Genomic DNA, 26,235 nt, shown 5'->3' with positions numbered 1-26,235 from the left:
CCTGCGCGACGCCCGGCCCCTGTGGCGGTGCCCGGCCCCGAGGGGGCGCTCAGCCCTGCGACTCCGCGACCGGGATCTCGCGCCGCTCGATCCCGCCGAGCAGCGCCGGCAGCTCGGTGAGGGAGTCGACGCGCCAGTCCGCCGTCTCCAGGACGTCCGGGTGGTCCGCCCACCAATGACCGTACGGGCCGCGGCGGATGTGCGCCGTGCGCAGGCCCGCCGACCTCGCGGGGAACAGGTCGTCGGCCGGGTGGTCGCCCACGTAGAGAGTGGCCTCGGGAGCGGCTCCCGACACCTCCAGCACACGGGCGAAGAACTCCGGATCCGGCTTGGCCGCGCCCCACTCCTGCGAGGTGACGACCAGGTCGGCCGGCAGGTCCAGCGCCCGCAGCAGCTCTCCCGCCCGCGCCGTCCGGTCGCCCGCGACGACGACCCGCAGCCCGAGCGCGCGCAGTTCGGCCAGGGCGGGGCGGACGTCGGGATAGAGGTCCGTCTCGTCCAGGTGCTCGCCCCGCCCCGCCGCCGCACGGGCGTGGTACGCCTCGGTGACGTCCATGCCGGGGCGCAGCACCCGCAGCGCGTCGGCGGCGTCACGGCCCTGCACGACCGAGGCGCCGACCAGCGCGCTGACCGTGTGCGGCGGGACTCCGAGCCAGTCGGCCCACGAGGCCCAGAGGCGGTCGTCGCGGACGAGGGTTTCTCCGATGTCGAAGACGATCGTTTCCATCACCTCTCCGAGCCTACGGGGCAAGTGGTGCATAACGGTCAAGGCGCCAGCGGTGAACAGCTGGTTACGCCCTGCAGAGGCCCTGGTCCGGACCGGGTGCCGCGCTCGTATGCTCGGTTCATGACCGATGCTCAGCGCCCCACGACCAACGCCATGCGGCGTGCCCTGCGGCGGGCTCGCGACGGCGTCGCCCTCGATGTGGCCGAGGCCGCCGTCCTGCTCCAGGCCAGGGGGGAGGACCTGACCGACCTCGCCGCGTCCGCCGCCCGGGTCAGGGACGCGGGCCTCGAAGCCGCGGGCCGGCCGGGTGTGATCACGTACTCACGCAAGGTCTTCATCCCGTTGACCCGGCTCTGCCGCGACACCTGCCACTACTGCACCTTCGTGACCGTGCCGGGCAAGCTCCGCAAGGCGGGGCACGGGATGTTCATGTCGCCGGACGAGATCCTCGACATCGCCCGCAAGGGTGCCGAAATGGGCTGCAAGGAGGCCCTGTTCACGCTCGGCGACCGGCCCGAGGACCGCTGGCCCGAGGCCCGGGAGTGGCTGGAGGCGGAGGGCTACGACGACACCCTCGCGTACGTACGCGCCATGGCGATCCGCGTCCTGGAGGAGACGGGGCTGCTGCCGCACCTGAACCCGGGTGTGATGACGTGGACGGACCTCCAGCGGCTGAAGCCCGTCGCCCCCTCCATGGGCATGATGCTGGAGACCACGGCCACCCGGCTCTGGTCCGAGAAGGGCGGACCGCACTACGGCTCCCCGGACAAGGAGCCGGCCGTCCGGCTGCGGGTGCTGGAGGACGCCGGCCGGTCCAACGTGCCGTTCACCACGGGCATCCTGATCGGCATCGGCGAGTCGTACGAGGAGCGGGCCGACTCCCTCTTCGAGCTGCGCAGGACGGCCCGCGCCTATCACGGCATACAGGAAGTCATCGTCCAGAACTTCCGCGCCAAGCCGGACACGGCGATGCGCGGGATGCCGGACGCCGAACTGGAGGAGCTGGCAGCGGCGATCGCCGTCGCCCGCCACATCCTCGGCCCCTCGGCGCGCATCCAGGCCCCGCCGAATCTCGTCGACGCCGAGTACGCCCTGCTGATCGGCGCGGGTATCGACGACTGGGGCGGCGTCTCACCGCTCACCCCGGACCATGTGAACCCCGAGCGCCCCTGGCCGCACATCGACGAACTCGCCGCGCGTACGGCCGAGTCCGGCTTCCAGCTCCGCGAACGCCTCACCATCTACCCGGAGTTCATCCAGCGCGGCGAGCCCTGGCTCGACCCCCGCCTCCTCCCGCACGTGCGGGCCCTCGCCGACCCGGAGACGGGCCTGGCGAAGGAGGGCGCGATCCCGGCCGGGCTGCCCTGGCAGGAGCCCGACGAGGGCTTCAACGCCTCCGGCCGCACCGATCTGCACCGCACCATCGACACGGAGGGCCGCACCGGGGACCGGCGCGACGACTTCGACGAGGTGTACGGCGACTGGGAGGCCCTGCGTGAGGCCGCCGCCCCCGGCATGGTCCCGTCCAGGATCGACACCGACGTGCGCCAGGCGCTGAGCCAGGCCGCCGACGACCCCACGAAGCTCACCGACGACCAGGCCCTCGCCCTGCTCCACGCGGACGGCCCGGCGCTGGACGAGCTGTGCCGCATCGCGGACACCCTGCGCCGGGACGTGGTCGGTGACGACGTCACCTACATCGTCACCAGGAACATCAACTTCACCAACGTCTGCTACACCGGCTGTCGCTTCTGCGCCTTCGCCCAGCGGCGTACCGACGCCGACGCCTACACCCTCTCCCTGGACCAGGTCGCCGACCGGGCGGCGCAGGCGTGGGACGTCGGCGCGGTCGAGGTCTGCATGCAGGGCGGCATCCACCCGGACCTGCCCGGCACCGCGTACTTCGACATCGCGCGCGCGGTGAAGGAGCGCGTGCCCGGCATGCACGTCCACGCCTTCTCGCCGATGGAGGTCGTCAACGGCGCGACCCGCACCGGCATGTCCATCCGCGACTGGCTGGCCGCCGCCAAGGAGGCGGGCCTCGACTCCATCCCGGGCACGGCGGCGGAGATCCTCGACGACGAGGTCCGCTGGGTCCTCACCAAGGGGAAGCTGCCCACCGCCACCTGGCTGGAGGTCATCAGGACGGCGCACGAGACGGGCCTGCGCTCCTCGTCCACGATGATGTACGGCCATGTCGACCAGCCCCGCCACTGGCTGGGCCACCTCAGGACGCTGGCCCGCCTCCAGCAGGAGACGGGCGGCTTCACCGAGTTCGTGACCCTGCCCTTCATCCACACCAACGCCCCGGTCTACCTGGCTGGCATCGCCCGTCCCGGTCCCACCGACCGCGACAACCGCGCCGTCACCGCGATGGCCCGCCTGCTGCTCCACCCGCACATCACCAACATCCAGACCAGCTGGGTCAAGCTCGGCACGGAGGGCGCCGCCGAGATGCTGCGCTCGGGCGCCAACGACCTGGGCGGGACGCTGATGGAGGAGACCATCTCCCGTATGGCGGGCTCCGGTTACGGCTCGTACCGCTCGATCCAGGACCTCGTCGCCATCGCCGACCTGGCGGACCGCCCGGCGAAGCCGCGTACGACGCTGTACGGCGAGGTGCCCGAGGAGCGCGTCAAGGCCGCCACGGCATCGGACGGCCATCTGCCGGAGCTGCTGCCGGTGCTGGAGGGCTGACGCGGGGCGCGGGCTGCTTCCGGAGCCGCACGGCCGGGCTCCGGAAGCAGCTGCTCGCTACTGCTTCTCCGCATACGTCACCCACATGGATGAATTGACCCTTTCAGGCGGGGATGGGCGACGCCTCAGGCATATGCTCCAGGCAAGATCGGACCTGGTGCTCGGTGGTGCTTCGAGCATCAAAGCCACTCGCAGGAGCCCCACATGGTCAGTTCGCCCCATGAGGCGATGCACCGCATCTTCCAGGAGCACCCGGGCCTCTTCTCCCGTGTCTCGGAAGTGCTGGGGATCACGATCTCCCCACCCGTCTCGGTCACCGTGATGCCTACCGACCTGACCGAGAACCGTCCGCTTGAACGGCGTGTGGACACGCTGCTGCGGCTGGACACGGAGAACGATGAGCCGCTTCTCCTGGCCATCGAGGCTCAAGGAAAGAAGGACACGGACAAACCGGCGAGCTGGGCCTATTACCTGTCCTACCTGTACACGAAATACCGGCTTCCGCCACTGCTGCTGGTTGTCTGTCAGGACCGCGCGACCGCGGAATGGGCCTCCCGCCCGGTCCCGATCGGCCCTCGCCAGTGGCCCGCGCTCACCCTGCTCCCGCTCGTCGCGGGCCCGCACAACATGCCGGTGATCACCGATGTCGCCGAGGCCCGCAAGGATCTGGCGCTCACCACTCTGGCGGCGATCACACATGCCGCTGATCCGGACATCGGTGCCATACTGAAAACCCTGTCCACCGCTCTGCGGGACGTACCGGAAGTCATCGCCGATCCCCTTGTCGAACTCACCGCACAAGGCCTGGGCAACCGCCCGGCCGCACAACAGTGGAGGAACCTGGTGGCCGTGGACCTCTCTTTCTACAAGTCCTTCATGGCAGAGGAAATCCGGGACGAGGGCCGGACGGAAGGCCGGACGGAAGGCCGGACGGAAGGCATCGCGCAGGGCATCCTGCTCCTCCTCGCGCAAGCGGGCGTCGACGTGTCGGACGAGGCGCGTGAACGGATCACCACCTGCGGCGACCTCGACACCCTGAACCGCTGGCTTCTGCGGGCTCCCACCGCCCGGTCGGCCGAGGACGTCTTCGCCGAGGAGTAGGCGGCTCCTGAATCGGAGCGACTTCCCGAACGGCCCGACCCGACCGTCAGCGGTACATGTCCGTACGGGACGATTCAGGACGGGTGGCGCGCGGTGCGCTGTTCGCTCGGGGTCTCGCCCGCCGCCGTCGCGATCACGTCGTCCAGCACCTCCCGGGAGCGGCGCAGCTCCTCGATCTTCCGGTCGATGCGGTCGCGCTCGATGGACAGGTCGCCGACCAGGCGCGGGGTCGCGATCGCGGAGGGTCCGCCGTCCGAGTCCCGTACGCACGGCAGCAGCTCGGCGATCTTCGAGCTGCACAGTCCGGCCGCGTAGAACTCCTGGATACGGATCACACGGTCGACCGCCCAGTCCGGGTAGTCGCGGTGGCCGCCCGGGGTACGGTCGGCGGTCAGCAGCCCCTGGGCCTCGTAGTAGCGCAGGGAGCGCTCACTCACGCCCGTCAGCCGGGCCAGTTCGCCGATTCGCATGGGACTCCTCGCCTCCGGACTTGAACCTGACACCGGTGTCAATTCTTACCGTTCCGGCATGACGAACGCAGCCACTTCCCCCAGGAAGCTCTTCGAGACCGTCGCACTCGGCCCGCTCACCCTTCCCCACCGCCTCGTGATGGCCCCGCTGACCCGGAACCGTGCCACGGCCGAGGGCGTCCCGACCCCGCTCATGGCCACCTACTACGCCCAGCGCGCCTCGGCGGGGTTCATCATCGCCGAGGCGTCCACGCCGAACCCCGTGGGGCAGACCTACCCGAACATCACGGCCATCCACAGCCCCGCCCAGGTCGAGGGCTGGCGCCGGGTGACCGAGGCCGTCCGGGCGGAGGGCGGGCAGATGTTCCTCCAGATCCAGCACGGCGGGCGCGCCGGCCACCCCGACACCAGCGGACTGACGCCCGTCGCCCCCTCGCCGATCGCGCTGCCCGAGACGATCCACACCCCGGCCGGGCGCGTGCCCTCGGTCGTACCCCGCGAGATGACCGCCGAGGACATCAGGACCACCGTGGCCGACTTCGCCACCGCCGCCCGCAACGCGATCGAGGCGGGCTTCGAGGGCGTCGAGGTGCACAGCGCCAACGGCCATCTGCTCCACCAGTTCCTGGGCCAGGGGACCAACCGGCGCACCGACGCCTACGGCGGCCCCGTGGCCCACCGCATCCGCTTCGTCGTGGAGGTCGTCGAGGCCGTGGCGGCGGAGATCGGGCCCGAGCGGGTGGGCCTGCGGATCTCTCCGTGGAGCACGGTCAACGGCATGGTGGAGGGCGACACCGAGGAGATCTACCCGGCGCTCCTGGCGGCCCTGGCCGACCGCGGCCTGGCGTATCTCCACGTGGGGTACGCCGACCCGGAGGACCCCGTCTTCCAGCGGATCCGGAAGGACTGGCCGGGCACCCTGATCGCCAACCCCGTACTGCCGAAGGACCACATCCCGGAGGACGGCGGCGCCGCCCACGGCGAACGGCTGCTCGCCGCCGGGGCCGACGTGATCGCGCTCGGCCGCCCCTTCCTCGCCAACCCGGACCTGATCCGCCGGATGCGTACGGGCGCCCCGGTCAACCAGGTCCGGGACGCGTACCTGATGTACGTGGGCGGGGAGACGGGCTACACGGACTACCCGACGCTGGACGCCGCGGGGTGAGCCGTGTGGGCGACGCATGCGGCTCATGCTCTCCGCTCCTCCTGGACGCCCTTGATGAACCCGGTGGGCGGGGAGGGCGCCCCGGGGCGCGGAAGTCCTGTCCGTACGGGAGGACTTCCGCGCCCCGGGCGGGTGAAGGCGGGGTCAGATCGCCTTGACCGTCCCGCCGTCGATGACGAAGTCGGCACCGGTGATGTTGCCGGCCACGTCCGAGAGCAGGAACGCGATGAGGGCCGCGACCTCATGCGGTTCGGTGATGCGTCCGGTCGTGATGCCGAAGGCCTGCGGTATCTGTTCGAGGAACGCGGCGTGCTCGGCCCCGGCGGCTGCCGCCACCTTGCCGCCGAAGCCGTCCGGGTCGTCCCAGATGGCCGTGCGCACCACACCGGGGGAGACGGTGTTGACGCGTACCCCCTGAGGGCCGAACTCCTCGGCCAGCGACTTCCCGAGGGCGGTGAGAGCCGCCTTGGCCGCGCTGTAGGCGACCGGGCCGGCCGCCGGCAGCCGGGAGTTGATGGACGAGACGTTGACGATCGAGCCGCGGCGCTCGATCAGGCCGGGCAGCGCCGCGCGGGTGGCACGGACGGCGCTGAGCAGATTGATGTCGAAGGTGCCGGTCCACTGCGTGTCGTCGGTGTCGAGGAAGCCGACGGGCTCCACGTCGTCCCCGCCTCCGACGTTGTTCACCAGGAGGTCGATGGCGCCGAACTCCGTGTGCGCTTCGGCCATGAGGGCCGCGACGCCGTCGGCGGTGCTGAGGTCCGCAGACACCGTCAGCGCTCCGGTCTCCTTCAGCTCGGGCGTGATGGTGCGGGCCGACCCGATGACGCGTACGCCCTCGGACACCAGCGTCCGGACGGTGGCGAGCCCGATGCCCCGGCCGGCACCGGTGACGACCGCGGTCTTGGAGGTGAGGTTGAGATCCATGGCGTGTCTCCAGTTCTTTAACTGTGGGTACAAAATGAGTCCAAAAGAAGACCCGGCCCTGGCGGGACGGGTGTGGTGCAGGGTCAGAGCGAGTCGATCGTCGCGTCGATCACCCGGGAGAGCCGGTCGGGGCCCTCGGTGACGCGTGCGATGAGCCGCATGCCGATGACGGTGTTGAGCAGCAGGCTGCCCAGGGCGGCCGGGTCGCGGTCGGGGGCGATCTCCCCCCGGCGCTGCCCCTCCTCGACCAGCGCGCGGAAGGCTCCCTCGGTGATGTCGAGCGTGCGGCGGACGATGTCGGCGGCCGCCTCGTCGGTTCCGGCGAGCTCCGCCGCCGTGTTCACCGCCATGCAGCCGCGGCGGTCGGGGTCGGCCAGGTCCATCTCCGCGAGGAGCGTCAGGACCTTGCGCAGGCGTTCCTTGACCGGGCCGGGTGCCTCGATCATCTCCGCCAGTGCCTGGGTCTGGCTGTCGCGGTAGCGGCGGAGTGCCCGCTCGAAGAGGGCGTGCTTGCTTCCGAACGTGTTGTACAGGCTGCCCTTGCCGATGCCGAGCGCGTCCACCAGGTCCTGGGGGGTGGTGGCGCCGTAACCCTTGCGCCAGAACACCTCCATGGCCTGATCGACGGCGACTTCCGGATCGAACTGCTTGGGTCGTGCCATGTGGTGAACGGTAGACCTTATTGGACCTGTAGGTCAAGAACTGAAGGGCATCCGGTTTCTGTGTGGAGCCGTGCCCCGATCCGCCCCGGAAAGCCGCGCCGGAAACCATGAGGAAAGCGGCGCACAGGGGCTCTCGCGTACCAGTGGGTACATTCCGTTCCGCCCCTGAACCGCTCCATCCGTTCGATTACAGTGCTTGCGCAGTCGCACACGGTAAGCCGGACGGAAGGGGCACGGTGAGCACAGGGACCACAGCTGTCTGGGGCCGTGTCCAGCAGCAGGACTTCCGGAGCCGGGTACGGGGATCACTGCTGGGCGGAGCCATCGGGGACGCGCTCGGCGCGGGTGTCTCCGGGCTGACCCTGGAGGCGATCCGCGCCGCACACGGTGTGGACGGGGTGGCCGACTTCGTCCCCGCTCACGGCAGACGGGGCGCCGTCACCGCCGTCACCCAGCTGACCCTCTTCACCGTCGACGGGCTGATCCGCGCCCAGGTCCGCCGCGACACCGGCGCCTGGCACCCGCCCACCGACGTGCACCGCGCACATCTGCGCTGGGCCGCCACCCAGAGCGCCTGGGGGCCCGACGAGCGCCGCAAGGACAACGGATGGCTGGCCCGGGAGGAGTGGCTGTACACCCGCCGCGCCCCCACCCGGGAGTGCCTGGCCGGCTTCGGCGACGCCACGATGGGCACCCTCGCCGTCCCCAAGAACCCCGCCGCGCGGGACTCGGCCGCGCTCACCCGCTCCGCGCCCTTCGGGCTGCTCGTCGGCTGGGAGCCGCAGCTCGTGCTCCAGCTGGCCGTCGAGTGCGCCGCGCACACCCACGGCCACGCCACCGCCCAGCTCGCGGCCGGGGCCCTCGCCGTGATGGTGCACGGGCTGGCCCGCGGCGAGACCCTGGACGGCGCGGTCCAGCACGCGCTGGCCCTGCTCGCCGAACGGCCGGGCAGCGAGCAGGTCACCGAGGGGCTCCGGCAGGCCCTCGGCTCCGTACGCCAGGGGATTCCGGGACCCGCGCTCATCGAGGCGCTCGGCGACACGGACTCCGCGGAGGAGGTGCTCGCCGTGGCGCTGTACTGCGCGCTGGTCGGCGAGGACGTACGCCACGGGCTGCGGCTCGCGGTGAACCACTCCGGTCCTTCGGCCGCCACGGGGGCGGTCTGCGGGGCGCTCCTGGGGGCGCTGCACGGGGAGACGGCGCTGCCGCCCGCCTGGCTCGCGGAGCTGGAGGGGCGCTCGACGCTCCTCGAACTCTCCGACGACTTCGCGATGGAGATGACCCAGGGACCCGCCCTGCACGGCCCGACCGCCGTGGCGCCCGGCTGGCTGGCCCGCTACCCCCGGGACTGAGCGGGAGGCGGGCGGAAGACGGAGATGGGCGGACGCCGCCGCGTCCGCCCACCGTTCCCGCGTCCCCGGCACATACGTCCCCGCGTACAGGGATGTTCCGGGGACGGGTCAGTCCCTCACGCCTTCGTGGACACCCGTGCCCTCGGAACCCTTCTGCTGGGGAATGCCCGCCGCTGCCGCTCCGCCCGCAGGGCCTCCGTCGTCCGAGTTGATGATCTCGATCAGCGCGTCGCGCTCCGGGGTGTCCTCGGGCTTGATGAAGCCGATGACGATGTAGAGCACCAGTGAGATCGCGAGCGGCAGCGCCACCTGGTACTGCAGCGCGACGTCCGTCTTCACCGAACCGTCGAAGTTGTAGTTGGTGAAGTAGAAGGCGAGCAGACCGGCTGCCCAGCTCGTGAGCGCCGCCGTCGGGCCCGACCTGCGGAACCTGCGCAGCATGCCGAGCATGAACGGAATGGCGATCGGGCCCATCAGACCGGCCACCCACTTGATGACGACCGAGATGATGTCCTTGAACGTCGGCGAGTTGATCTGCGTCGCCAGTGCCATCGACAGACCGAGGAAAGCGAGTGTGGACAGCCGCGCGGCCAGCAGCCCGCTGCGGTTGCTCCAGGTGCGGGCCGCCTTGGAGAGGACCGGCGCGATGTCCCGGGTGAAGACCGCCGAGATCGCGTTGGCGTCGGAGGAGCACATGGCCATCGTGTGCGAGAAGAAACCGACGACGACCAGGCCGAGCAGACCGTGCGGCAGCAGCTGCTCGGTCATCAGGGCGTAACTGTCCGAGGCGTCCGGCTTCTTGGCCTCGACGAGCAGCGGTGCGACCCACATGGGGAAGAACAGGACGACCGGCCAGACCAGCCACAGGACCGCGGAGAGGCGGGCCGAACGGGTCGCGGAGCGTGCGGAGTCCGTGGCCATGTAGCGCTGGGCCTGGTTCCACATGCCGCCGTTGTACTCGAAGGTCTTGATGAACAGGTACGCCAGCAGGAAGGTCGTGGTGTACGGGCCGGCCGTCGGGTCCGTGTGGCCCTCGGGGAGCTTGTCCCAGACGGTCCACAGCGAGCTGAACCCACCCAGTTCGTTCAGGACGATGACCAGCATCGCGATACCCGCGAAGAGCTGGATGACGAACTGCCCGAGCTCGGTGAGCGCATCGGCCCACAGCCCGCCGACCGTGCAGTACACGGCGGTGATGGCACCGGTGATGAAGATGCCCTGGGTGAGGGAGATGCCCGTGAAGACGGAGAGCAGCGTGGCGATGGCGGCCCACTTGGCACCGACGTCCACGATCTTCAGCAGCAGCCCGGACCAGGCCAGCGCCTGCTGGGTCTGGATGTTGTAGCGGTTCTTCAGGTACTCCAGCGGCGAGGCGACGTGCAGCCGCGAGCGCAGCCGGTTGAGCCTGGGCGCGAAGAGCTTCGCCCCGATGCCGATGCCGATGGCGATCGGCAGCGACCACGTCACGAAGGACGTGACGCCGTACTGATACGCGATACCGGCGTAGCCGGTGAACATCACCGCGCTGTAACCGGACATGTGGTGCGATATGCCCGACAGCCACCACGGCATCTTGCCGCCGGCCGTGAAGAAGTCGCTGACATTGTCCACGCGCTTGTGCGACCAGAGTCCGATCGCGACCATCACACCGAAGTAACCGATGAGCACGGCCCAGTCGAGACTGTTCATGTGCCCCCTCCAGGGGTCCGCCTTGTGAACGGGAACGCACTTCGTCAGTACGGCCGTTCAGCGGGTCCCCGCGCGGGAACGGGGGCTTTCGGGGATTGAACCGCTTGTCCGGGTCCTCGGTCAAGGTTTTCACGGTCAGGGATGTGAACGCTGATCAGCAAGGCGCACGATTTTGCGTTTTCTTGACCTTGCGGGGCGTTGTCGTGAACGTGACCACGGCTCACGATGAGCGGGCACTTCGTCAGGCTGTGCAGAGATTGACGCTACAGACTCAGGAACGCCCGAGAACGCAGAACGACCGCACGGGATGCGGGTCCCGTGCGGCCGGAGAAGAGGAAAAGCTGAACACGTGATGCTTGTGGTACGTCGATCGGCGGGCGCTGTGTCCGGCCCACGGCCGAGCCCCCTCGGCCAGGACGGCGGGCCAGTCGAGAGGGCTCCTGGCGGTCGTGTGCGACGACCGGACACGGGGCGGCGCGAAACCGGCCGGCGTACCGGTCGGGCGGGTCGGTCAGGCGTTGATCGAACCCGACGCGACGTCACGCACGAAGGCGTTCCACGCTCCCGGGACGAAGGTGAGCGAGGGGCCCTCGGGGGCCTTCGAGTCGCGCACGTCGATGGCCTGGGTGAGGGGTGACTTCACTTCGACGCACGCCCCGTTGCCGCCGGAGTACGACGACTTCGTCCAGTTATCCGTAGCACCCTGAAGAATAGCCATGTTCACTCCGGTTCAGAGAGTTGATGTGAGTGGCACCAACTTCGTTCCTGTTGGCGTGATCGACGCTACTCGCCAACATCGCTTGGTGGTGGGGCCGTTCACTCGACCGGATGGCATATTCCATGCGAGTCTTCCGCTGCGAGGTGGCGGCGGTGTATCTTCCCGCCCCCGCCCCCTCACGGCGACTTCACCGTGTGTACTTCTTCGCGATGTCCCCGATGAACTGCCGGGTCTGGTCCACGTTCAGCGCCTGGGCCCTCAGGTGCTCGTACATGACGCTGTAGCGCTGCACGTCGTTCGCCTTCTCCAGGTAGAGGTCGCTGGTGACCCCTTCGATGTAGACGACGCTGGAGTCCGCCGCGTCGGGGAACTCCAGAATGGCGTACTGCCCGTTGATGCCCGGGTGTGCCCCCATGTCGAAGGGCAGCACCTGCACGGTCACATGGGGCAGCTGGGACTGCTCGATGAGGTGCTCCAGCTGCTCGAGCATGACCTGCTTGCCGCCGACGAGCCGGTGCAGGGCGGACTCGTCGATGACGGCCCAGAGCCGCAGGGGGAGTTCGGGCGAGTTCACGCGGTCCTGTCGTCGCGCCCTGACGTTCACCCGCTTCTCGATGTCCGACGGCGGCGCCTCGGGCAGCGCTCCGTTGATCAGCGCCTCGGCATAGCTCCGGGTCTGCAGAAGCCCTGGGACGACCTGGGGCTCGTACACCCGGAGGGACTCGGCGTCCGTCTCCAGTCCGATGTAGACGCTGTACGGGATGTCGCCGAAGGCGTGCCACCAGCCCTGCTGGCGGGAGTCCTTGGCCATCTGCATGAGCGAGTCGACGACCCGGTGGTCCTCGACCTCGTAGACCCCGCAGAGATCGCGCACGTCGCGCTGGCTGATGGAACGGCGGCCGTTCTCCAGGCGGCTGATCTTCGACTGCGAGACCAGCAGGCGCTCCGCGACCTCCTCGGCCGTCATGCCCTTGATCTCACGGAGGCGGCGCAGTTCCTGGCCCAGCCGGCGTCGCCTGACGGTGGGATTGACGTTGGTCGGCACGGGAACGGCACCTCCGGCTATGCAGCTGTTGTAGCTGTGTGTATCTGCTTGCTCAGCAGATTGCCACCCGGGGCACCGGCCGCGCTGGGAAATGGCCACACGCGATCAGCGCACGCAACAGCGCGGGGCAGCCGGTGGATCCGGCTGCCCCGCGCCTGGTGCGGCTCCCGAACCGGGTCATGGGGACGTCGGTGCGGCGGTATTCGGTACTCCGCGCAACTGTCCGCGCGGTCGTGCTGTCAGTGGACCGAGGTGTGCGCCATGCTTCCGCGTCGCGCTTGCGCTTGCGGCTGCAACGGCACACCTGCCGCCTGCTGATTGCGGCGCGGCTGGACGGCCACACCGTTCTGGACGTCCATCACGGCATGCGCCACGAGGCCGCCCATCGGGTCGTGTCTGATCAGGTCCCGGAGCCGGGAGCGCGAAGAGCGCCCCTCGTTCCCGGGGTACAGGTGCTTGCCGAGTCCGACCGCGTGGGCCAGTGCGGCGAGCGCCGCGGTCCGCGGGTCCGGCGGTACACCGGTGCGGATCGCACTGTCCAGCCGGGCTCTGATGTCCCGGCTGATCGCCGTGTCCGTCGCCTGGTAGCGAGTCGTCGGCAGCACTCCGCACATCTGGCCCGCCACGGCATGAACCATGCCGCACCGCTCCAGATGAGCGAGATAGATCTGGCGAAGTCCCAGTCGGGGCCCGCCGATCCAGTGGACCGCCCGAACCGGACTGCCACGACGGCGCAGCAGTTCCAGTGCGGAGTCCAGAGTTGGATCTCCTGTCGGCCGTGGCATCACCACGGCGATACGATCCCCGTCAGGGGCTATCCGTCCTGCCAGAGCCAGCTCTACTAGCTGTGCCCCGGCCAGGCCGAGGTCGAGCGACTGCGGCTGCGCTGTGGTACCCGTGGTCGGGTCCAGAGCGAGCAGCAGAAGCTCCTCCGGAATTGTTCTGCGGCTCCTGCCCATCCATGCCTCCCCGCGTGGATGAATGACAGGGTGACCCCTCTCACATTGGTCTGTCGAGAGTGCCTGGGTGCTTTGTAAGGGAACCGTTAGGTATGTCGTTCTCGTCTAGCGGCTCGGCCAGGGGTTCACACAGGACACTGGTACATGGTTCGGACAGTGCGGGCTAGTCCCCGCGGCTCATCAAGGAGGTATCGGTGGCGGGCGAGTCCCCCGACAGGTCGGAGCAGCGGAAGTCGTCGGGGACGGCTTCAGGGGCGGCCGAGGAACGCGATCCGCGTCTCGCCGTCCTCCGTGAACCGGTCGCCTCGGCGGGCGGCAGTACGGCGGGCGGGACGACGGACGCCGCGAAGGACGAGAGGACGGCGGTCTTCCGTCTGCCGCGCTCCGAGGAGCTCGGGGCGCCCGAGGGCGCTCAGGGGGCTCAGGAGGGCGCAGAGGGCGCCGAGGAGGCCCCTGAGGGTCCTGGGGAGGCTCCGGAGGCCGACGGGGCGGCCGGAGCGCCCGCGGCGGCGGACGCGGCGCCTGCGGACGCGGTGGACACGACTGCGGAGGCGGGTGACGGCGGGAAGGCCGGTTCGCGGCCCGACGCGGACGCGGAGCCGGACGCGGAGCCGCAGGCGCAGACCGCTTCGGACGCCGATGCCGAGCGCGACGCGGGTGCCGACCCCGACGCGTCCGACGCCGACGTGCCCGGGGCCGACGCGTCCGGGTCCGATGCCGAGCCGGACGAGCAGCCCGAAGCGGGTGCCGCTTCCGGTTCCGGTTCCCCTTCGGGTTCCGAGCCGACCGACTCCCGGCTGCGGGCCGCCGTCGCGGCATGGGTCGCGACCGAGGGTGACGACGAAGAAGCAGGTCAGGGCGGTAAGGCTGACGGCGCCGGCCAGGCTGCCGAGGGTGACGGCAAGGCGGCCGGCGCCGCCGCCGGCGCCCCGTCGGACACCGGGAGCGAAGAGCCGGACGGCGACGCCGCGGCCGACGCGGTCCCGGCCGACGAGGACGACGCACCGGCCGGCACCACCCCCGCCGGAAGCGGCAGCACTTCGGCCGACGCTCCGCGCATCCCGAAAACCCGCGAGGAGTCCTCCGCACCGGACAAGGGGGCCACGGCCGGCAAGGCTGACCAGGCTCACAAGACGGCCGAGGCCGACAAGGGTGCCGAGACCGACAAGTCCGACGCGGCCGGCCGCAGCGATGCGGCGGGCAAGTCCGACGCGGCCGGCAAGAACGACGCAGCGGCCAAGGCCGACAAGCCGAGCGCGGACGACAAGGCCGACGCCTCCGCCGACGCCTCCGGCGAGCGGGACGACGACGAGGCCTCCGAGGACGCCGAGCCCAAGGGTGACCAGCGAGGAATCGATCATCCGACCACCGTCTTCAAGGCCCTCCGGCCCCAGCAGGTCGACCAGCCCACGACCGCGCTGAAGATCCCCCCGAGGGAGGGCGCCCCGAAGGAGAGCACCCCGAAGGAGGGCACCCGGAAGCCCACCTGGGCGGCCAAGAGTTCCGATGCCCCCGAGGCTCCCGCCGAGCGGACCAGCAAGTTCGTCCCGCTGCGCTCGGACGACGTACGCCCCGAACCCGTCGTCGGCCCCACCGTGACCCCGGACGTCTCGGCGGCCCCCGGCACCCCCGGTGCCCCCGGGGCCGGGCTCACCGAGGCCGAGCGGACCAGGCAGCAGCCCATGCCGCCCCTGCCTCCGCTCGACCTGCTCGCCGAGCTCACGAACACCCCGCCGCCCCCGGAGACCCCGGTCCGCACCGCGGTCAGGCGGGTCAAGATCTGGACGCCGCTGCTGCTGCTCGTCGTGATCATCTTTGCGATCGCGCAGGCGGTACGCCCGCTTCCCGAGCCCACGCTGACGCTCACCGTCTCCCCGACGTACACCTTCGGCGGCGAGAAGCTGGACATGCCGTGGCCCGCGGAGGGCCAGGGTGCCGTGGAGGTCGAGGGCGTCGGCGCGATCGGCTCGTACGGCAAGGAGAAGTCCGCGCCGATCGCGAGCATGGCGAAGGTGATGACCGCCTACGTGATCCTCAAGGAGCACCCGATCACCGGCAAGCAGACCGGTGAGCAGATCGAGGTGGACAAGCGCGCCGGCGAGGAGGCGAGCCTCGAGGACGAGTCGCGGGTGGCGATCGAGGAGGGTCAGAAGTACTCCGAGTACCAGATGCTCGAGATGCTGATGATTCCTTCGGGGAACAACGTCGCCCGGCTGCTGGCCCGCTGGGACGCGGGTACCGAGAAGGCCTTCGTCGAGAAGATGAACCAGGCGGCCGAGGATCTCGGAATGACCAACTCGACGTACACGGACCCGAGTGGCCTCAAGTCCTCCACCGTCTCGACGCCCGCCGACCAGATCAAGCTGGGCAAGGCGGTCATGCAGAGCGATGTCTTCCGGGAGATCGTGAACCAGCCTCAGGCCGACATCCCGAACGTCGGCAGGATCTACAACAACAACTACATCCTGCTGGAGCCCGGCGTCAGCGGGATCAAGACCGGCTCGTCCACCCCGGCCGGCGGCAACCTGCTGTGGACGGCCGACACGGTCGTCGACGGCAAGTCCCGGCGCATCATCGGTGCGGTGATGGGAGCGACGCTCGACGGCACGCTGGACGCGAAGCTGGAGCGCGCGAGGCAGAACAGCCTCAAGCTGATCCAGGCCGCGCAGAAGGGCGTCGACTCCGCCACCGTCGTCAAGAAGGGGCAGGTCGTCGGTTACGTCGACAACGGCTTCGGCACCCGGACACCCGTGGTCGCCACCAAGGACCTGAAGGCGGTCGGCTGGGGCGGGCTCGAGGTCGACCTCGAACTCGGTGGCGGTGACGAGCCGCTCCAGCAGACGGCGAAGGCGGGCACGGTCGTCGGCCAGGTGGCGGTCGGCACCGGCACGGGCAAGGTCTCGGCCCCCGTAGCCCTCCAGAGCGAGATGACGGAGCCGGGCTTCGGCGACAAGTTCACCCGCATCACCTGACCGGCCCGTACGGCCCCTGCCCCCTCCGGCCGCCGGAGGGGGCAGGGGCCGTCGGCCGGTGGGGCAGCGCGCGGAAAACGCTGCGTGCTAGCGTCCCAGGGGCAACGAGTGGGCGCCGGGACGCGTCCTTCGGTACGGACGAGGCCGTGCGGTGCATCGAGGTTCGGCAGGCCCGGGCAAGGACGGGGAGAGTCGCAGTGACCACCGCTGAGCCGACACGGGCCAAGGACGGTCCGCTCACCGAGGGCATCTCCCTCCGGATTCCGGCCCAGCCCGACAGGGGCGACAGCGGGCCCGACGGCTCGATACGGAGCCGTGTCCTGCGCCATCCCGTGCTGCTGACGGCCGCGATCGCCGCGGTGGCCCATCTGCTCTGGTTCTTCTTCTTCGCGAACAGCGGCGGCGACATCGCCGCCCAGGACGCCTGGGCCGAGTTCGTCGGCCGCCACCCGGGCACGGCGTACAACCTCGCCTGGTACGGGGGCATGCACCCCGTCTCGTACAGCGTGGTCTCGCCGTATCTGATGTCGGTGCTCGGCGTGCGTACGACGATGATGATCGCCGGCACGGTGTCCTCGGCGCTGACCGCGCTGATCCTGGTCAGGGTGCCAGCCGTCCGCAACCCCCTGGCGTGCGCGCTCGCCGGGGTCTTCGCCTACCTGTGCAACGCCCTGTCCGGGCGCGTGACGTTCGGGCTCGGCATGATGTTCGCCCTGGGAGCGGTGGCCGCGGTCTTCTGCTGGCCCCACCGCTGGCGCTACCGGCGCTGGGCGAAGGCCGTCGTCGCCGCGCCGCTCGCGGCGCTCGCGACCGCGGGCAGTCCGGTCGCCGGGCTCTTCCTCGGCGTGGTCGCCGCCGCGCTCTTCCTGAACAAACGGCGCCCGGGGGCGTACGCCATCGGCCTGCCGCCCGTCGTGGTCGTGGTGCTGTCGGCGTGGCTGTTCCCCTTCTCCGGTACGCAGCCGATGTCGCTCGGGACCCTGTCCCTGCCGTTCGTGTTCTCCGTCCTGGTGTTCGTGCTCGTGCCCCGGGACTGGTACACCGTGCGCACGGCCGCCGCGGTGTACGGCGTCGGGACGCTCCTCACCTATGTGGTCGACTCGCAGATCGGCTCGAACGTCTCGCGCATGGCGATGCTGTTCGCCGGGGTCGTGCTGCTCGCCGCGCTCCCGTACACGGCACCGCGCACCCGCCGCTGGTACGCGCTGGTCATCGCCTTCGCCGGACTGAACTTCTGGATCGGCTTCAAGGGCGTCGACGACATCGTCCGTACCGCCCCCACCGCCTCCTGGAACCGCGAGCTGGCCCCCCTGGTCAACCAGCTCCAGAAGGCCGGGGCGGAGCGCGGCCGGGTCGAGGTGGTCCCGGCCAGCAGCCACCGCGAGGCGTCGGCGCTCGACTCGTACGTGAATCTGGCCCGCGGCTGGAACCGGCAGGCCGACATGAAGCGCAACCCGCTCTTCTACGACGACACCCTCGACGCCATGAACTACCGCGAGTGGCTCGACCGCTGGGCCGTGCACTACGTGGTGCTGCCCGCCGGGAAGCCGGACTCCAGCGGTGCGGCGCAGGAGGCGGCGCTCGTCGAGAAGGGGCAGCCGTATCTGAAGGCGGTCTGGAGCGACGCCAACTGGAAGCTGTTCCGGGTCCTGGACCCGGCGCCGCTGGCCGATCCGCCCGCGACGGTGGAGAAGGCGGGCGCCGACGAGCTGACGATCCGGGTGCGGTCGGCGGGCCGTGTCCTGATCCGCATCCCGTACTCGCGCTGGCTCGCCGTCGTGGACGGCGAGGGCAAGAGCGTGGAGCGTCCGCAGGAGACCGAGGAGTCCAAGAAGCGCTCGGCGGACGACGGGAACGCCCCCAAGGACTTCACCAACGCCCATGGCTGCCTGATCAAGGTGGACGAGGACGGGTACGGTGACGAGTGGACCGAGCTCCTCGCCCCGCGCCCCGGGGTCTACCGGCTGGCGGCCCCCTACCAGTTCCAGCCGGGGACGCCGTGCCCGGAGGAACTCCGCTGATCGTGCGGGACCTCTCCCTCCGGGAGGGCGGCACTGGCAAGGTGTCCTGCCATGAGGTGCGAACAGTGCGGCACGGAACACATCGGCCGGCTGCCGGGTTTGGCCTGCCCCCGGTGCGGTTCCGTGGCGCGCTCGCCGGGAGGCAGCGGTTCCTGGATCGCGCGGGAGACGCTGACGGGCCGGATCTCCGTCCTGCCCCGGCGCCGGAAGGTGCTGCTCGCGGCAGGAGTCGTGGTGGCCGTGGGGAGCCTGGCCACCGCCGTGTCGCTGCTCGCGACGGGAGCCGGAGAGGACGCCGGGCGCCCCGGGGCCGCGGGCCGCGCGGGCGCCGTACCGGCACCGATCGGCGGCGGGGCACCCACCAGGATCGCCCCCGCCGACCCCGGGCTTCCCGGTGACGCCCCGTCCGGCCCCCGGCTTCCCGGTGACGCCCCGTCCGGCCCCCGGCTTCCCGGTGAGGCCCCGTCCGACCCCCCTGAGGAGACGGGCCGTTACCGCTTCTCGGAGTGGGCCGGACCCGGCTGCACCACGGGCGGTTACGCGGAGCACGGGCGCTTCGAGAGCGGCGACGCGGGCTGGTACACGGTCGAGTCGGGCGGCTTCGAGGGGAGTTCGTGCGACGGGCGGTTCAGCGCCGTCCCCATGTCGGGGAGCCCGGCCGAGGAGCGGGGGAGCAGCGCCGTCTGGTCCTGGCGGCTCGGCGACGGGTTCCGCGAGTGCGCCCTGACGGTCTTCGTGCCCCGGAGCGTCCGCGACAAGGACGTGGCGGGCGACCCCTCCGTCTACCGGGTCCTCTCCGACCCGCACGACCCGGACTCCGCCTACACGGGCTTCTCGGTGCGCCAGCCCGAGCACCGGGGGAGCGCCGTCGCCGCCGGGACCTACCCGGTCAAGGGCGACACCTTTGCCGTGCACCTGACCGACCGGGGCCGGGACTGGGGCGACACGGCACTGGTCGGCGCGCACCACGCGGCGGCGCAGGTGAAGGCGTCCTGCCGCTGACGTGCGGCATCGCGCTCGGACGGCCCGCACCCCGGTCCGGCCTGACGCAGAGGCGGTTCCGGCTGCCTCGCGCGCTCCGGTTCGCCGACGAGACGAAGGACCGAAGCCGCGCTCGTACGGCGCCCGGTCGTCGCGCAGTTCCCCGCCCGGCCCGGTCTCCCGATGGAGCCGGCCCGGCTTCCACGGCTACGTGAACTCCATCGACCGGCTGGGTACGGACATAGCCGCTGCACGGGTCTGACGAGGACGAGGTCGCGGGGGCGACCCGGGTTCCGTCACGCTCGACGGTGACAGTTCCTGTGGTACGTGAGGTACTCACGCCCTATCCGATGCTCCGGCACCTCTCTGAGGCGCTGATTCCGGGCGCCGGAGGCGTGATCGGTCACCATCAGGTCGTCGGAGATGCTCAGCATGCCGAAATCGAAGAGCACGTGGTGATTGGGGCACAGGCACAGCACGTTGGCGGCGACGTCGGGTCCGGAGTGGGGCTGTCCCAGAGCCTGGATGTGCGCCGCTTCGGCATACGCACCCCCAGGGGTGGCTATTCGCGTACCGCATACCTGGCAGGTGTAGGCGTGAAGCCGCTTGACGTAGTCCGCCACGGCGGTGCTCCGGACGATGCGCTGGGTGGTCGTCTCCGCTCGGTGAGGGGCCTCTCGCCCGCGCGGCTCGGTGGCGGGACCGTCCGGTGAGGGGGTGGAGACCACTTCGGCCGGCTCGGGGACGACATCGGCGGCCCGAAGCCGGCGGAGCTCCTCCCACCCGGCCTCCGTCAGGGTCCATATCCCCCGCGACTGCCTGGCCGACACCAGGAGGCCCTCGCGCTCCATGTTCTTCCGCTCGTACCTCGTCCTGTTCCACCAGGTGTGCTCGTCGCCCCGATCGGTGAGATTCCAGTCCGCCTCCGACAGGGCTGATCCGTACCGCTCCTCCATCCGCTCGTGTGCCTGTTTCGTGGGCATGGAGCCGCGGTGCTCACCCAACGTCGTCAGGAGCCACCCTCGAAGGACCTGCTGATGCGTCAATCCCGATGTCATGCGCGGATCCTAGGGGCCACGACCGGGCGGGGCGGGTGAGGCAGGGACCGGCACGGCGAAGGGGCGGCTCCGGCCCGCCCCGCGCGCTCCGGTTCGCCGACGAGGCGAAGGAACGAAGCCGTGCTCCCCGGTGGCCGCTCCGCCGGTGACCGGAAATCGATGTGAAGCAGCTCTCATGCCGCATCACGGCTGATAGCGTTCAGTGCTTGGTGGATCGTTGGTTCAGGGGGGCACGTGCAGATCCAGCTTCGTCTCGTGGACGCGAACGCGCAGGACCTGGAGGCGCTCGAGGAGTGGCTCCGGTCGGAACGCGCGCTGCGGCGCGTGCTGATCGCGCGCGAGCACGCGCCCACGCGCCCCGGCGACATGGGGCTGCTCACGGACTGCCTGCAGTTCACGATCGACGCGGGGCTCATCGGCGTACTGGCGCAGTCGCTCATCGACTACTGGAGGTCGGGGAACGACCCCCGTCCGGTGGAGGACAGGCCGGCGCTCCGGATCGAGCGCGTGGACGCTCCCGACGGCACGAAGACGGTGACCATCGAGGCGCGGGATCCCGAGACGGCTGAGGTCGCTCTTCGTGAACTGCGCGGCTCGCTGGAGTAGTTCATGACGACCCAGCTGCCCAGGGCCAATGCGTCGCGAGCCGTTCTGATCGCGTCCGGAACCTTCACCGACGGTGACTTCACCGATCTCGACGCGGTCGAGCGCACGGCCAAGGAGATCAGGAGACAGCTGCGCGACACGGACGTGTGGGGGGTCAGCTTCGGCCACTGCAGCGTGGTCACGGCGAACGACTGCACACGCGAGGAACTGCTGGAAGTGGTCCGGGAGGCCTCCCAGGAGGCCGAGGACACCTTCGTCCTCTACTTCGCGGGGCACGGGGTCAACGGCAAGGGCCGGCTCCTGCTGCCGCTCCCGTTCTCCAAGGCCGGTCAGCCGAGCACCATGCTCGACTTCGCCGAGCTGATGGAGGCGGTGAACTCGGGACGTGCGCAGAGCAAGATCGTGCTGATCGACTGCTGCCACGCCGGGCTGGCCATGGGCTCTCTGCCCTTCGAGCAGCATGTGGCCGGTGAACCGCCGGAGGGCTGCCACGTCATCGCGGCCTGCGAGGCGAACAGGACGGCCAAGTCGCCCCAGGGGCAGGAGTTCACGGCCTTCGGCCGCGCCCTCATCAGCTGCCTCGCGAAGGGCGGCCCCGCCGACCAGGAGTTCTGGAGCCCGGCGCAACTCCTGGCCCGGGTCACCGAGCTGCTCGAGGAAGAGGGCTATCCCCAGCCGGTCACCAACAGCTCTCCGGTGGGCGAGCTGCCCTGGGTGAAGAACCGCGGGTACGAGGAGTTCTACGAGGCCGCCGAGCTCTCCGGGCCGCCGTCGGGCGGTGGTGCCCCGGGCTCCTCGCGCGCCGAGAAGATCCGGTATCTGGGCCCCGACCCGCTGCCGATGCCGACGCCCTTCATCGGCCGTGACGAGCTGCTGGACAAGGCCGGCCGGCTGGTGCGCACGGGCCGCGTCCTGCCCGTCACCGGCCGGGAGCAGGTGGGCAAGTCCGCCGTGCTCACCGCGCTCGTGGCCCGGTCCGACACATGGAGCCAGCTCTCCCTCCCGCCCGCGGTGCTGGAGATCGAGCCCAGCTCGGCGGCCGAGAAGCCCCTGATGGAGGCGATCGCCCGAGCGCTGCACCAGACCCTGGAGGACAGCGAGATCTCGGCGGTCTCCGAGCCCCGGACCGACCGTCTGCTCGACCTCGTGCTGCCCCGGCAGGTCAAGGGCAGGAGCCTGATCCTCGTGATCAAGGCCTCCCACATCGACCTCGGCCGCCCCGAGCTCAAGCGTGAGCTCGCCGAGCTGCTCGGGCACGACGTCTTCAAGCGGGCCGCGGTCATCGTGGAGAGCACCGACCCCGTCGAGTTCGACGAGGGGCGCTGGCGCCCGCAGCCCTTCCCCGTGCCCGCGCTGACCACCCCCGACGCGCTGCGGCTGATCGGCGACTGGCTCACCGCGGAGAATCTCGTCACGGACGTCGAGGCGCTGGAGCTCGTCAGCTACGACGACATAATCCGCCGCCCCGGGATCATCGAGCGCGCCGTCCGCCTGGTGGCCAGTGATCACCGCAACGACGACTTCGACAGCTTCCTCGCAGGGCGTGACACGGCCTCCGCGGCAGCACAGGAGGTCCCGCCCGAGGACTTCGACAAGGCGCTGATGGAAGCCGCGGAGCCGACCATCGCCGGTGCACTGGAAAAGGCCTGGTCCATGCTGGAGAGTGCGGAGAGCACCGAGGCGCACGCCGTCCTCACCGTGTGGGGCGTGATGAACGACCTGCCTCTGTCCGTCGACGTCCTGCAGGGTGTCGGCCTGCCCAACAACGTGCTGCGGGTGCTCTTCAACGAGGGCGTCCTCGTCCCGTGGCGGCCGGCCGCCGACGCCGCGCCCTCGGTGCCCTGCCTGGAGATCAGCCCGGTCAGCCGGGAGGCGCTCAGGTCCGATCTGCGCCGTACGGTACGTTCCGCCGCCGAGACCGGGGTGAGCGGCGCGCTCGACGATCTCGACCAGCGGCTCACGGCGGCGTCCCGGCTGCTCGCGTCCGCGGTGCTGCCGGACGGGCGGGCCGACGGGTCCTCGGAAGAGGTGCCGCAGGTCATCGAGGTTCTGCGCAGGGCGACGGGATGGCTGGACTGCCATGTCCCCGACGCGCTGGCGGGCCTGCGCTATCTGCTCGGCCTGTACGTCAACAGCCAGTACACCGACGCGCTCCTGCTCCCGGTGGCGCAGACGATCGACGCGGCCCCGCCCGCCGAGCTGACCTCCGTTCCGCAGGACACGGCAGCCGTCCCGGTCACCTCCGGGGCGGGCGGCACGGGGCCCTCCGCGAGCGGCGGGGAGCCGCGGCCGTGGGAGCGCATCGGCGAGTTGTACGCCGCGGCCGGGCGCCTGAACCTCGCCTCCCGCGCCTCGGCGCAGGATCCCGAGGCGGGGAAGAGGTTCCTCGCCGTCTTCGAGTACGCCGTGTCCCTGCTGGAGGCGTGCGGCGAGGCCACGCCCTGGCACGTCCTGCGCGCGGTCGACCAGTGCGGCTTCCACGGGGCGCGGCGGTACCGCGTGTTCGCGGAGATCGTCCCCGCCCGGGTGAGGCTGGCGCGGCAACTGGCGGCCGCCGTCGAGAACCGGGACGAATTCCGGCTGAACCACCTGCTCTGGTCCATCTCCTGGACGCTCAACACGGGCGCCGCCCAGGTCACGGCCGACGACAGGGAGGGAGCGGGTCAGACGCTCGTGCTGGTGGAGCGGCTCCTCGACGCACTGCCCCCGGCGCCGGACGCGCGGGCGCGCCAGACCCGGAACTGGCTCAACTACCGTCTGGCGGGGCTGCGCCGTGCGACGGCGGTGACGGCGGGCGAGCGGCGTCTGGCCCTGCGTTCGGCGTACGGCCTCGCGCGCGAGAACACGCTGCTGGCCGTCGGGATGCCCGACCGCCTCCAGCAGTGGACGCACAACCTCCTGATGAGCGGGCACGCCTACGCGCAGGAGATCCGGGACGACCGGGAGCGTCTGGACCTCGCGGAGAAGACCATGTTCGCGCTGGAGGAGGCGTGGGGTCCCCGGGACGAGTGGGCGATGTCCCTGCTGTCCGAGGCCGTCGGCTTCCTGCGCCAGGTGCACTCGCGCCACGCCGACTCGGAGCTGCAGTACGCGGGCGCCCGGGAGGTGCTCGCCCTGCTCCAGAGCCGGGGCACGGGGAACGCGGCGGCGCAGACCGGCCCCGCCAGCGCCGTCGACGCGGATCACATGATCGAACTCGCCGAGGCCTACGCCTTCCTGGCCTATGCGCTGCGGGAGCGCAACGACCTGCCCGCGGCGCGGCAGAACCTCCAGCGCGGTATCCACATCGCCCGTCAGGTGGCGAAGGCGTTCCCCTCCGGGCACGTGTACAGGACCTGGCTCCGGCTGCTCCGTACCAAGCAGGACTGGTTCGGCGGCGGCCGGGGACGGAACCTGCTCCCGGAGTACGCCGCAGCCGTCGAGGAGGTCCGCGCCTGGCTGGAGAGCGGCCAGGAGGTGCGGTACGGCAACCAGTTGATGGCTCTGCTGCACCTCTGGTGCCTGGACAGCGACTGGCGCAGGGAGGGCAGCCTCCCGGTCGCGGCGAAGTCGATGGCCCTGCACGCGCGATGGAACACCGGCCGCTCTCCCGAGCACGTGCGGGCGGACCAGGTGCACCGGCTGCGCTCCAAGGCACTGCAGGCCCACGAGCGGGTCTACGGCAGGACATGGGGGCTGTACGACGCCCGTTACAGGCTCACCCGCGAATACCAGCACTGGACCGCGATCTACGCCAAGCACCCGCAGGAGGTCGACCACGCGCCGGTGTGGCAGCTCCTGGACGAGGCGAAGGAGGCGTTCCCCAGGAACCCGGACGTCGACCGGGCCCGCGCCAAGTACCACCGGTACATCTGGGAGTACGGCGCGGCGGCGAAGCTGTACGCCAAGGTGGCCCAGGACGAGCGGGACGGGGACCGCTTCCGCCGTGGTCTCATCGACGCCTCGGAGTGCCTGCTGAGCCAGGCGCTCTACGAGGCGGGGATGCCCGCCGAGGCGCGGGTGACCGCGCTGCGCACGGCGTCGGACTACCTCCAGCAGGTGGCCGGGCTCCACTCGCAGGCCCACCGGGTGTCGCTGCTGTCGGCGCGCATCGCCCTCGAACTCGACAGGCCGGTCGACTGGGACCTGGCCGACTCGAAGTTCTCCGAGCTCATCGGCGACGACTACGTCGGCAACATGGGCCGCCATCTCAACGAACGACGGAACGGGACGGCGGAGCCGGCGGGAGGGGAGCCCGGCGTCGAGGAGACGGCCTACTCGGACGCTGAGGAGTGGGACGACACCACGGACCCGTCCGATTCGTTCGCGGTCGACGACCTGCTGGAGGAGAACTTCACGGACACCGACGTCCTGAAGTCCCTGGGGAGTCTCTATCTGCGCCGTTCCATCCTGAGCGCGGAGCGCGGGCGGACGGAGGCTCTCGTCGACGCCTGGCGTGCGTACAACTGCTTCGACGGGCGCAGGGTGATGGAGACCAGCCAGAGCAGGAGCGAGAAGGTCGACACCGCCTTCCTGCGGGGCCAGACCATCACCTGGGCCGCGGAACTCGACAACTCCGTGGCGCCGTTCCCGGGCGAGAGCGGGCGGCGCGGATGGCTGAACCTCGCGGAGTCCCGGCTGCATTCGGCTCGCAGCCGGAGCGCGGGCGGCTTCCACGAACTGGTCTGCACATGGCACGAACGCCTGATGAGCCTGAAGAGCACCCTGAACGCCCGGTAGGACGTGTGCCGCGACCGCGGGAGCCCTCCCCTCCTCCGAGCGGGGAGGGCTCCTGACCTGGTCTCTCACGGTGCTCGCGGTCCCGCCCGGTCCTCGCCGCAGGCGCCCGCGGTCCCGGCGGATGTCTCGGTCCAGCACGGCGGCGACGGGGGCGACCGAGTCCCGGAGGCAGGGGACCCGCGGCGCGAGCTGTACGCGTGACATGACGTTCCTCCTCGCGCGGAGCGAGCGCCGTCCCCGATCGGGCCGCTGCTGTCCGGCGACGGTGACCGCGGCCCGGCTCCGGCGGTGGATCCCGGTCGCTGTGCGAAGTCTTGACGGGTACTCGGCACCCTCGTACTGTCGCGCCTGGCCAGCATTGAAACG

18 protein-coding genes are annotated in these 26,235 nt (G+C 70.7%); 9 read left to right on the top strand and 9 right to left on the bottom strand.

Annotated features, from left to right (window positions below):
- Window positions 1–49: 49 nt before the first annotated feature.
- A complete protein-coding gene (locus AMK10_RS34530) occupies window positions 50–727 on the bottom strand; it encodes an HAD family hydrolase (protein ID WP_267077898.1) in 678 nt (225 codons plus the stop codon).
- A 120-nt stretch (window positions 728–847) separates the two neighbouring features.
- On the opposite strand from AMK10_RS34530, the gene AMK10_RS34525 reads away from it, so the two are divergent.
- Window positions 848–3,424 carry a bifunctional FO biosynthesis protein CofGH gene (locus tag AMK10_RS34525; protein ID WP_073753355.1) on the top strand — a complete coding sequence of 859 codons (2,577 nt, stop codon included), beginning with the start codon at window positions 848–850 and terminating at the stop codon, window positions 3,422–3,424.
- Between the two features lie 204 nt (window positions 3,425–3,628).
- The gene (locus tag AMK10_RS34520) at window positions 3,629–4,525 is read left to right on the top strand and encodes a hypothetical protein (protein WP_073753353.1); all 897 of its coding nucleotides are present in this window, start codon (window positions 3,629–3,631) and stop codon (window positions 4,523–4,525) included.
- A 74-nt stretch (window positions 4,526–4,599) separates the two neighbouring features.
- On the opposite strand, the gene AMK10_RS34515 is transcribed toward AMK10_RS34520, so the two are convergent.
- Complete coding sequence (locus AMK10_RS34515; RefSeq protein WP_073753351.1) at window positions 4,600–4,995, bottom strand: MerR family transcriptional regulator; 396 nt, start codon at window positions 4,993–4,995, stop codon at window positions 4,600–4,602.
- Between the two features lie 58 nt (window positions 4,996–5,053).
- Between AMK10_RS34515 and AMK10_RS34510 the strand changes: the two genes are divergently transcribed.
- Complete coding sequence (locus tag AMK10_RS34510) at window positions 5,054–6,160, top strand: alkene reductase (RefSeq protein WP_073753349.1); 1,107 nt, start codon at window positions 5,054–5,056, stop codon at window positions 6,158–6,160.
- Window positions 6,161–6,304: 144 nt separating this feature from the next.
- Here the strand turns inward: AMK10_RS34510 and AMK10_RS34505 are convergent, their stop codons facing one another.
- Together AMK10_RS34505 and AMK10_RS34500 are read right to left on the bottom strand one after the other, a co-directional pair.
- A complete protein-coding gene (locus AMK10_RS34505) occupies window positions 6,305–7,087 on the bottom strand; it encodes an SDR family NAD(P)-dependent oxidoreductase (RefSeq protein WP_073753347.1) in 783 nt (260 codons plus the stop codon).
- An 83-nt stretch (window positions 7,088–7,170) separates the two neighbouring features.
- Window positions 7,171–7,749 (bottom strand): TetR/AcrR family transcriptional regulator, encoded by a 579-nt coding sequence (locus tag AMK10_RS34500; RefSeq protein WP_073753345.1) that lies wholly within the window; start codon window positions 7,747–7,749, stop codon window positions 7,171–7,173.
- Window positions 7,750–7,985: 236 nt separating this feature from the next.
- Here AMK10_RS34500 and AMK10_RS34495 point away from each other — a divergent pair, with 236 nt between their 5' ends.
- Window positions 7,986–9,101, top strand: coding sequence for an ADP-ribosylglycohydrolase family protein (locus AMK10_RS34495; RefSeq protein ID WP_073753343.1), 1,116 nt, complete (start codon window positions 7,986–7,988; stop codon window positions 9,099–9,101).
- Window positions 9,102–9,209: 108 nt separating this feature from the next.
- Here AMK10_RS34495 and AMK10_RS34490 read toward each other — a convergent pair whose 3' ends face one another.
- The 4 genes from AMK10_RS34490 to AMK10_RS34475 all read right to left on the bottom strand — a co-directional run bounded on the left by AMK10_RS34490 (window position 9,210) and on the right by AMK10_RS34475 (window position 13,512).
- The gene (locus AMK10_RS34490) at window positions 9,210–10,790 is read right to left on the bottom strand and encodes a sodium:solute symporter family protein (RefSeq protein ID WP_073753341.1); all 1,581 of its coding nucleotides are present in this window, start codon (window positions 10,788–10,790) and stop codon (window positions 9,210–9,212) included.
- A 511-nt stretch (window positions 10,791–11,301) separates the two neighbouring features.
- Window positions 11,302–11,508, bottom strand: a complete 207-nt coding sequence (locus AMK10_RS34485; RefSeq protein WP_073753339.1) for a DUF397 domain-containing protein — start codon at window positions 11,506–11,508, stop codon at window positions 11,302–11,304.
- Between the two features lie 187 nt (window positions 11,509–11,695).
- Window positions 11,696–12,553 carry a helix-turn-helix domain-containing protein gene (locus AMK10_RS34480; RefSeq protein ID WP_073753337.1) on the bottom strand — a complete coding sequence of 286 codons (858 nt, stop codon included), beginning with the start codon at window positions 12,551–12,553 and terminating at the stop codon, window positions 11,696–11,698.
- 239 nt (window positions 12,554–12,792) lie between these two features.
- Window positions 12,793–13,512 (bottom strand): GOLPH3/VPS74 family protein, encoded by a 720-nt coding sequence (locus tag AMK10_RS34475; protein WP_073753335.1) that lies wholly within the window; start codon window positions 13,510–13,512, stop codon window positions 12,793–12,795.
- A 194-nt stretch (window positions 13,513–13,706) separates the two neighbouring features.
- Between AMK10_RS34475 and AMK10_RS34470 the strand changes: the two genes are divergently transcribed.
- From AMK10_RS34470 to AMK10_RS34460, 3 genes are all read left to right on the top strand, one after another.
- A complete protein-coding gene (locus AMK10_RS34470; RefSeq protein WP_073753333.1) occupies window positions 13,707–16,484 on the top strand; it encodes a D-alanyl-D-alanine carboxypeptidase in 2,778 nt (925 codons plus the stop codon).
- Window positions 16,485–16,681: 197 nt separating this feature from the next.
- Complete coding sequence (locus AMK10_RS34465) at window positions 16,682–18,505, top strand: hypothetical protein (RefSeq protein ID WP_073753331.1); 1,824 nt, start codon at window positions 16,682–16,684, stop codon at window positions 18,503–18,505.
- Window positions 18,506–18,628: 123 nt separating this feature from the next.
- Window positions 18,629–19,507 (top strand): adhesin, encoded by an 879-nt coding sequence (locus AMK10_RS34460; protein ID WP_073753329.1) that lies wholly within the window; start codon window positions 18,629–18,631, stop codon window positions 19,505–19,507.
- 275 nt (window positions 19,508–19,782) lie between these two features.
- Here the strand turns inward: AMK10_RS34460 and AMK10_RS34455 are convergent, their stop codons facing one another.
- Window positions 19,783–20,544 (bottom strand): HNH endonuclease, encoded by a 762-nt coding sequence (locus AMK10_RS34455; RefSeq protein WP_073753327.1) that lies wholly within the window; start codon window positions 20,542–20,544, stop codon window positions 19,783–19,785.
- A gap of 234 nt (window positions 20,545–20,778) precedes the next feature.
- Here AMK10_RS34455 and AMK10_RS34450 point away from each other — a divergent pair, with 234 nt between their 5' ends.
- The gene (locus AMK10_RS34450; RefSeq protein WP_073753325.1) at window positions 20,779–21,150 is read left to right on the top strand and encodes an effector-associated constant component EACC1; all 372 of its coding nucleotides are present in this window, start codon (window positions 20,779–20,781) and stop codon (window positions 21,148–21,150) included.
- Window positions 21,151–21,153: 3 nt separating this feature from the next.
- Entirely contained in the window at window positions 21,154–25,869 is a 4,716-nt protein-coding gene (locus AMK10_RS34445) for a caspase, EACC1-associated type (protein ID WP_073753323.1), read from the top strand.
- Window positions 25,870–26,235 lie beyond the last annotated feature (366 nt).

Source organism: Streptomyces sp. CB02058 (genome assembly GCF_001905505.1).
GTDB lineage: Bacteria > Actinomycetota > Actinomycetes > Streptomycetales > Streptomycetaceae > Streptomyces.
The sequence above is the reverse complement of the archived record's forward strand: the minus strand, read 5'-3'. Positions and strand labels throughout refer to the sequence as shown.

Excerpts from the sequence above, each read along its gene's own strand:
- AMK10_RS34515 (WP_073753351.1), bottom strand. The coding sequence starts at position 4,995 with ATGCGAATCGGCGAACTGGCCCGGCTGACGGGCGTGAGTGAGCGCTCC.
- AMK10_RS34485 (WP_073753339.1), bottom strand. The coding sequence starts at position 11,508 with ATGGCTATTCTTCAGGGTGCTACGGATAACTGGACGAAGTCGTCGTAC.
- AMK10_RS34530 (WP_267077898.1), bottom strand. The coding sequence starts at position 727 with ATGGAAACGATCGTCTTCGACATCGGAGAAACCCTCGTCCGCGACGAC.
- AMK10_RS34500 (WP_073753345.1), bottom strand. The coding sequence starts at position 7,749 with ATGGCACGACCCAAGCAGTTCGATCCGGAAGTCGCCGTCGATCAGGCC.
- AMK10_RS34445 (WP_073753323.1), top strand. The coding sequence starts at position 21,154 with ATGACGACCCAGCTGCCCAGGGCCAATGCGTCGCGAGCCGTTCTGATC.
- AMK10_RS34525 (WP_073753355.1), top strand. The coding sequence starts at position 848 with ATGACCGATGCTCAGCGCCCCACGACCAACGCCATGCGGCGTGCCCTG.
- AMK10_RS34510 (WP_073753349.1), top strand. The coding sequence starts at position 5,054 with ATGACGAACGCAGCCACTTCCCCCAGGAAGCTCTTCGAGACCGTCGCA.
- AMK10_RS34490 (WP_073753341.1), bottom strand. The coding sequence starts at position 10,790 with ATGAACAGTCTCGACTGGGCCGTGCTCATCGGTTACTTCGGTGTGATG.
- AMK10_RS34455 (WP_073753327.1), bottom strand. The coding sequence starts at position 20,544 with ATGACATCGGGATTGACGCATCAGCAGGTCCTTCGAGGGTGGCTCCTG.
- AMK10_RS34475 (WP_073753335.1), bottom strand. The coding sequence starts at position 13,512 with ATGGGCAGGAGCCGCAGAACAATTCCGGAGGAGCTTCTGCTGCTCGCT.
- AMK10_RS34505 (WP_073753347.1), bottom strand. The coding sequence starts at position 7,087 with ATGGATCTCAACCTCACCTCCAAGACCGCGGTCGTCACCGGTGCCGGC.
- AMK10_RS34520 (WP_073753353.1), top strand. The coding sequence starts at position 3,629 with ATGGTCAGTTCGCCCCATGAGGCGATGCACCGCATCTTCCAGGAGCAC.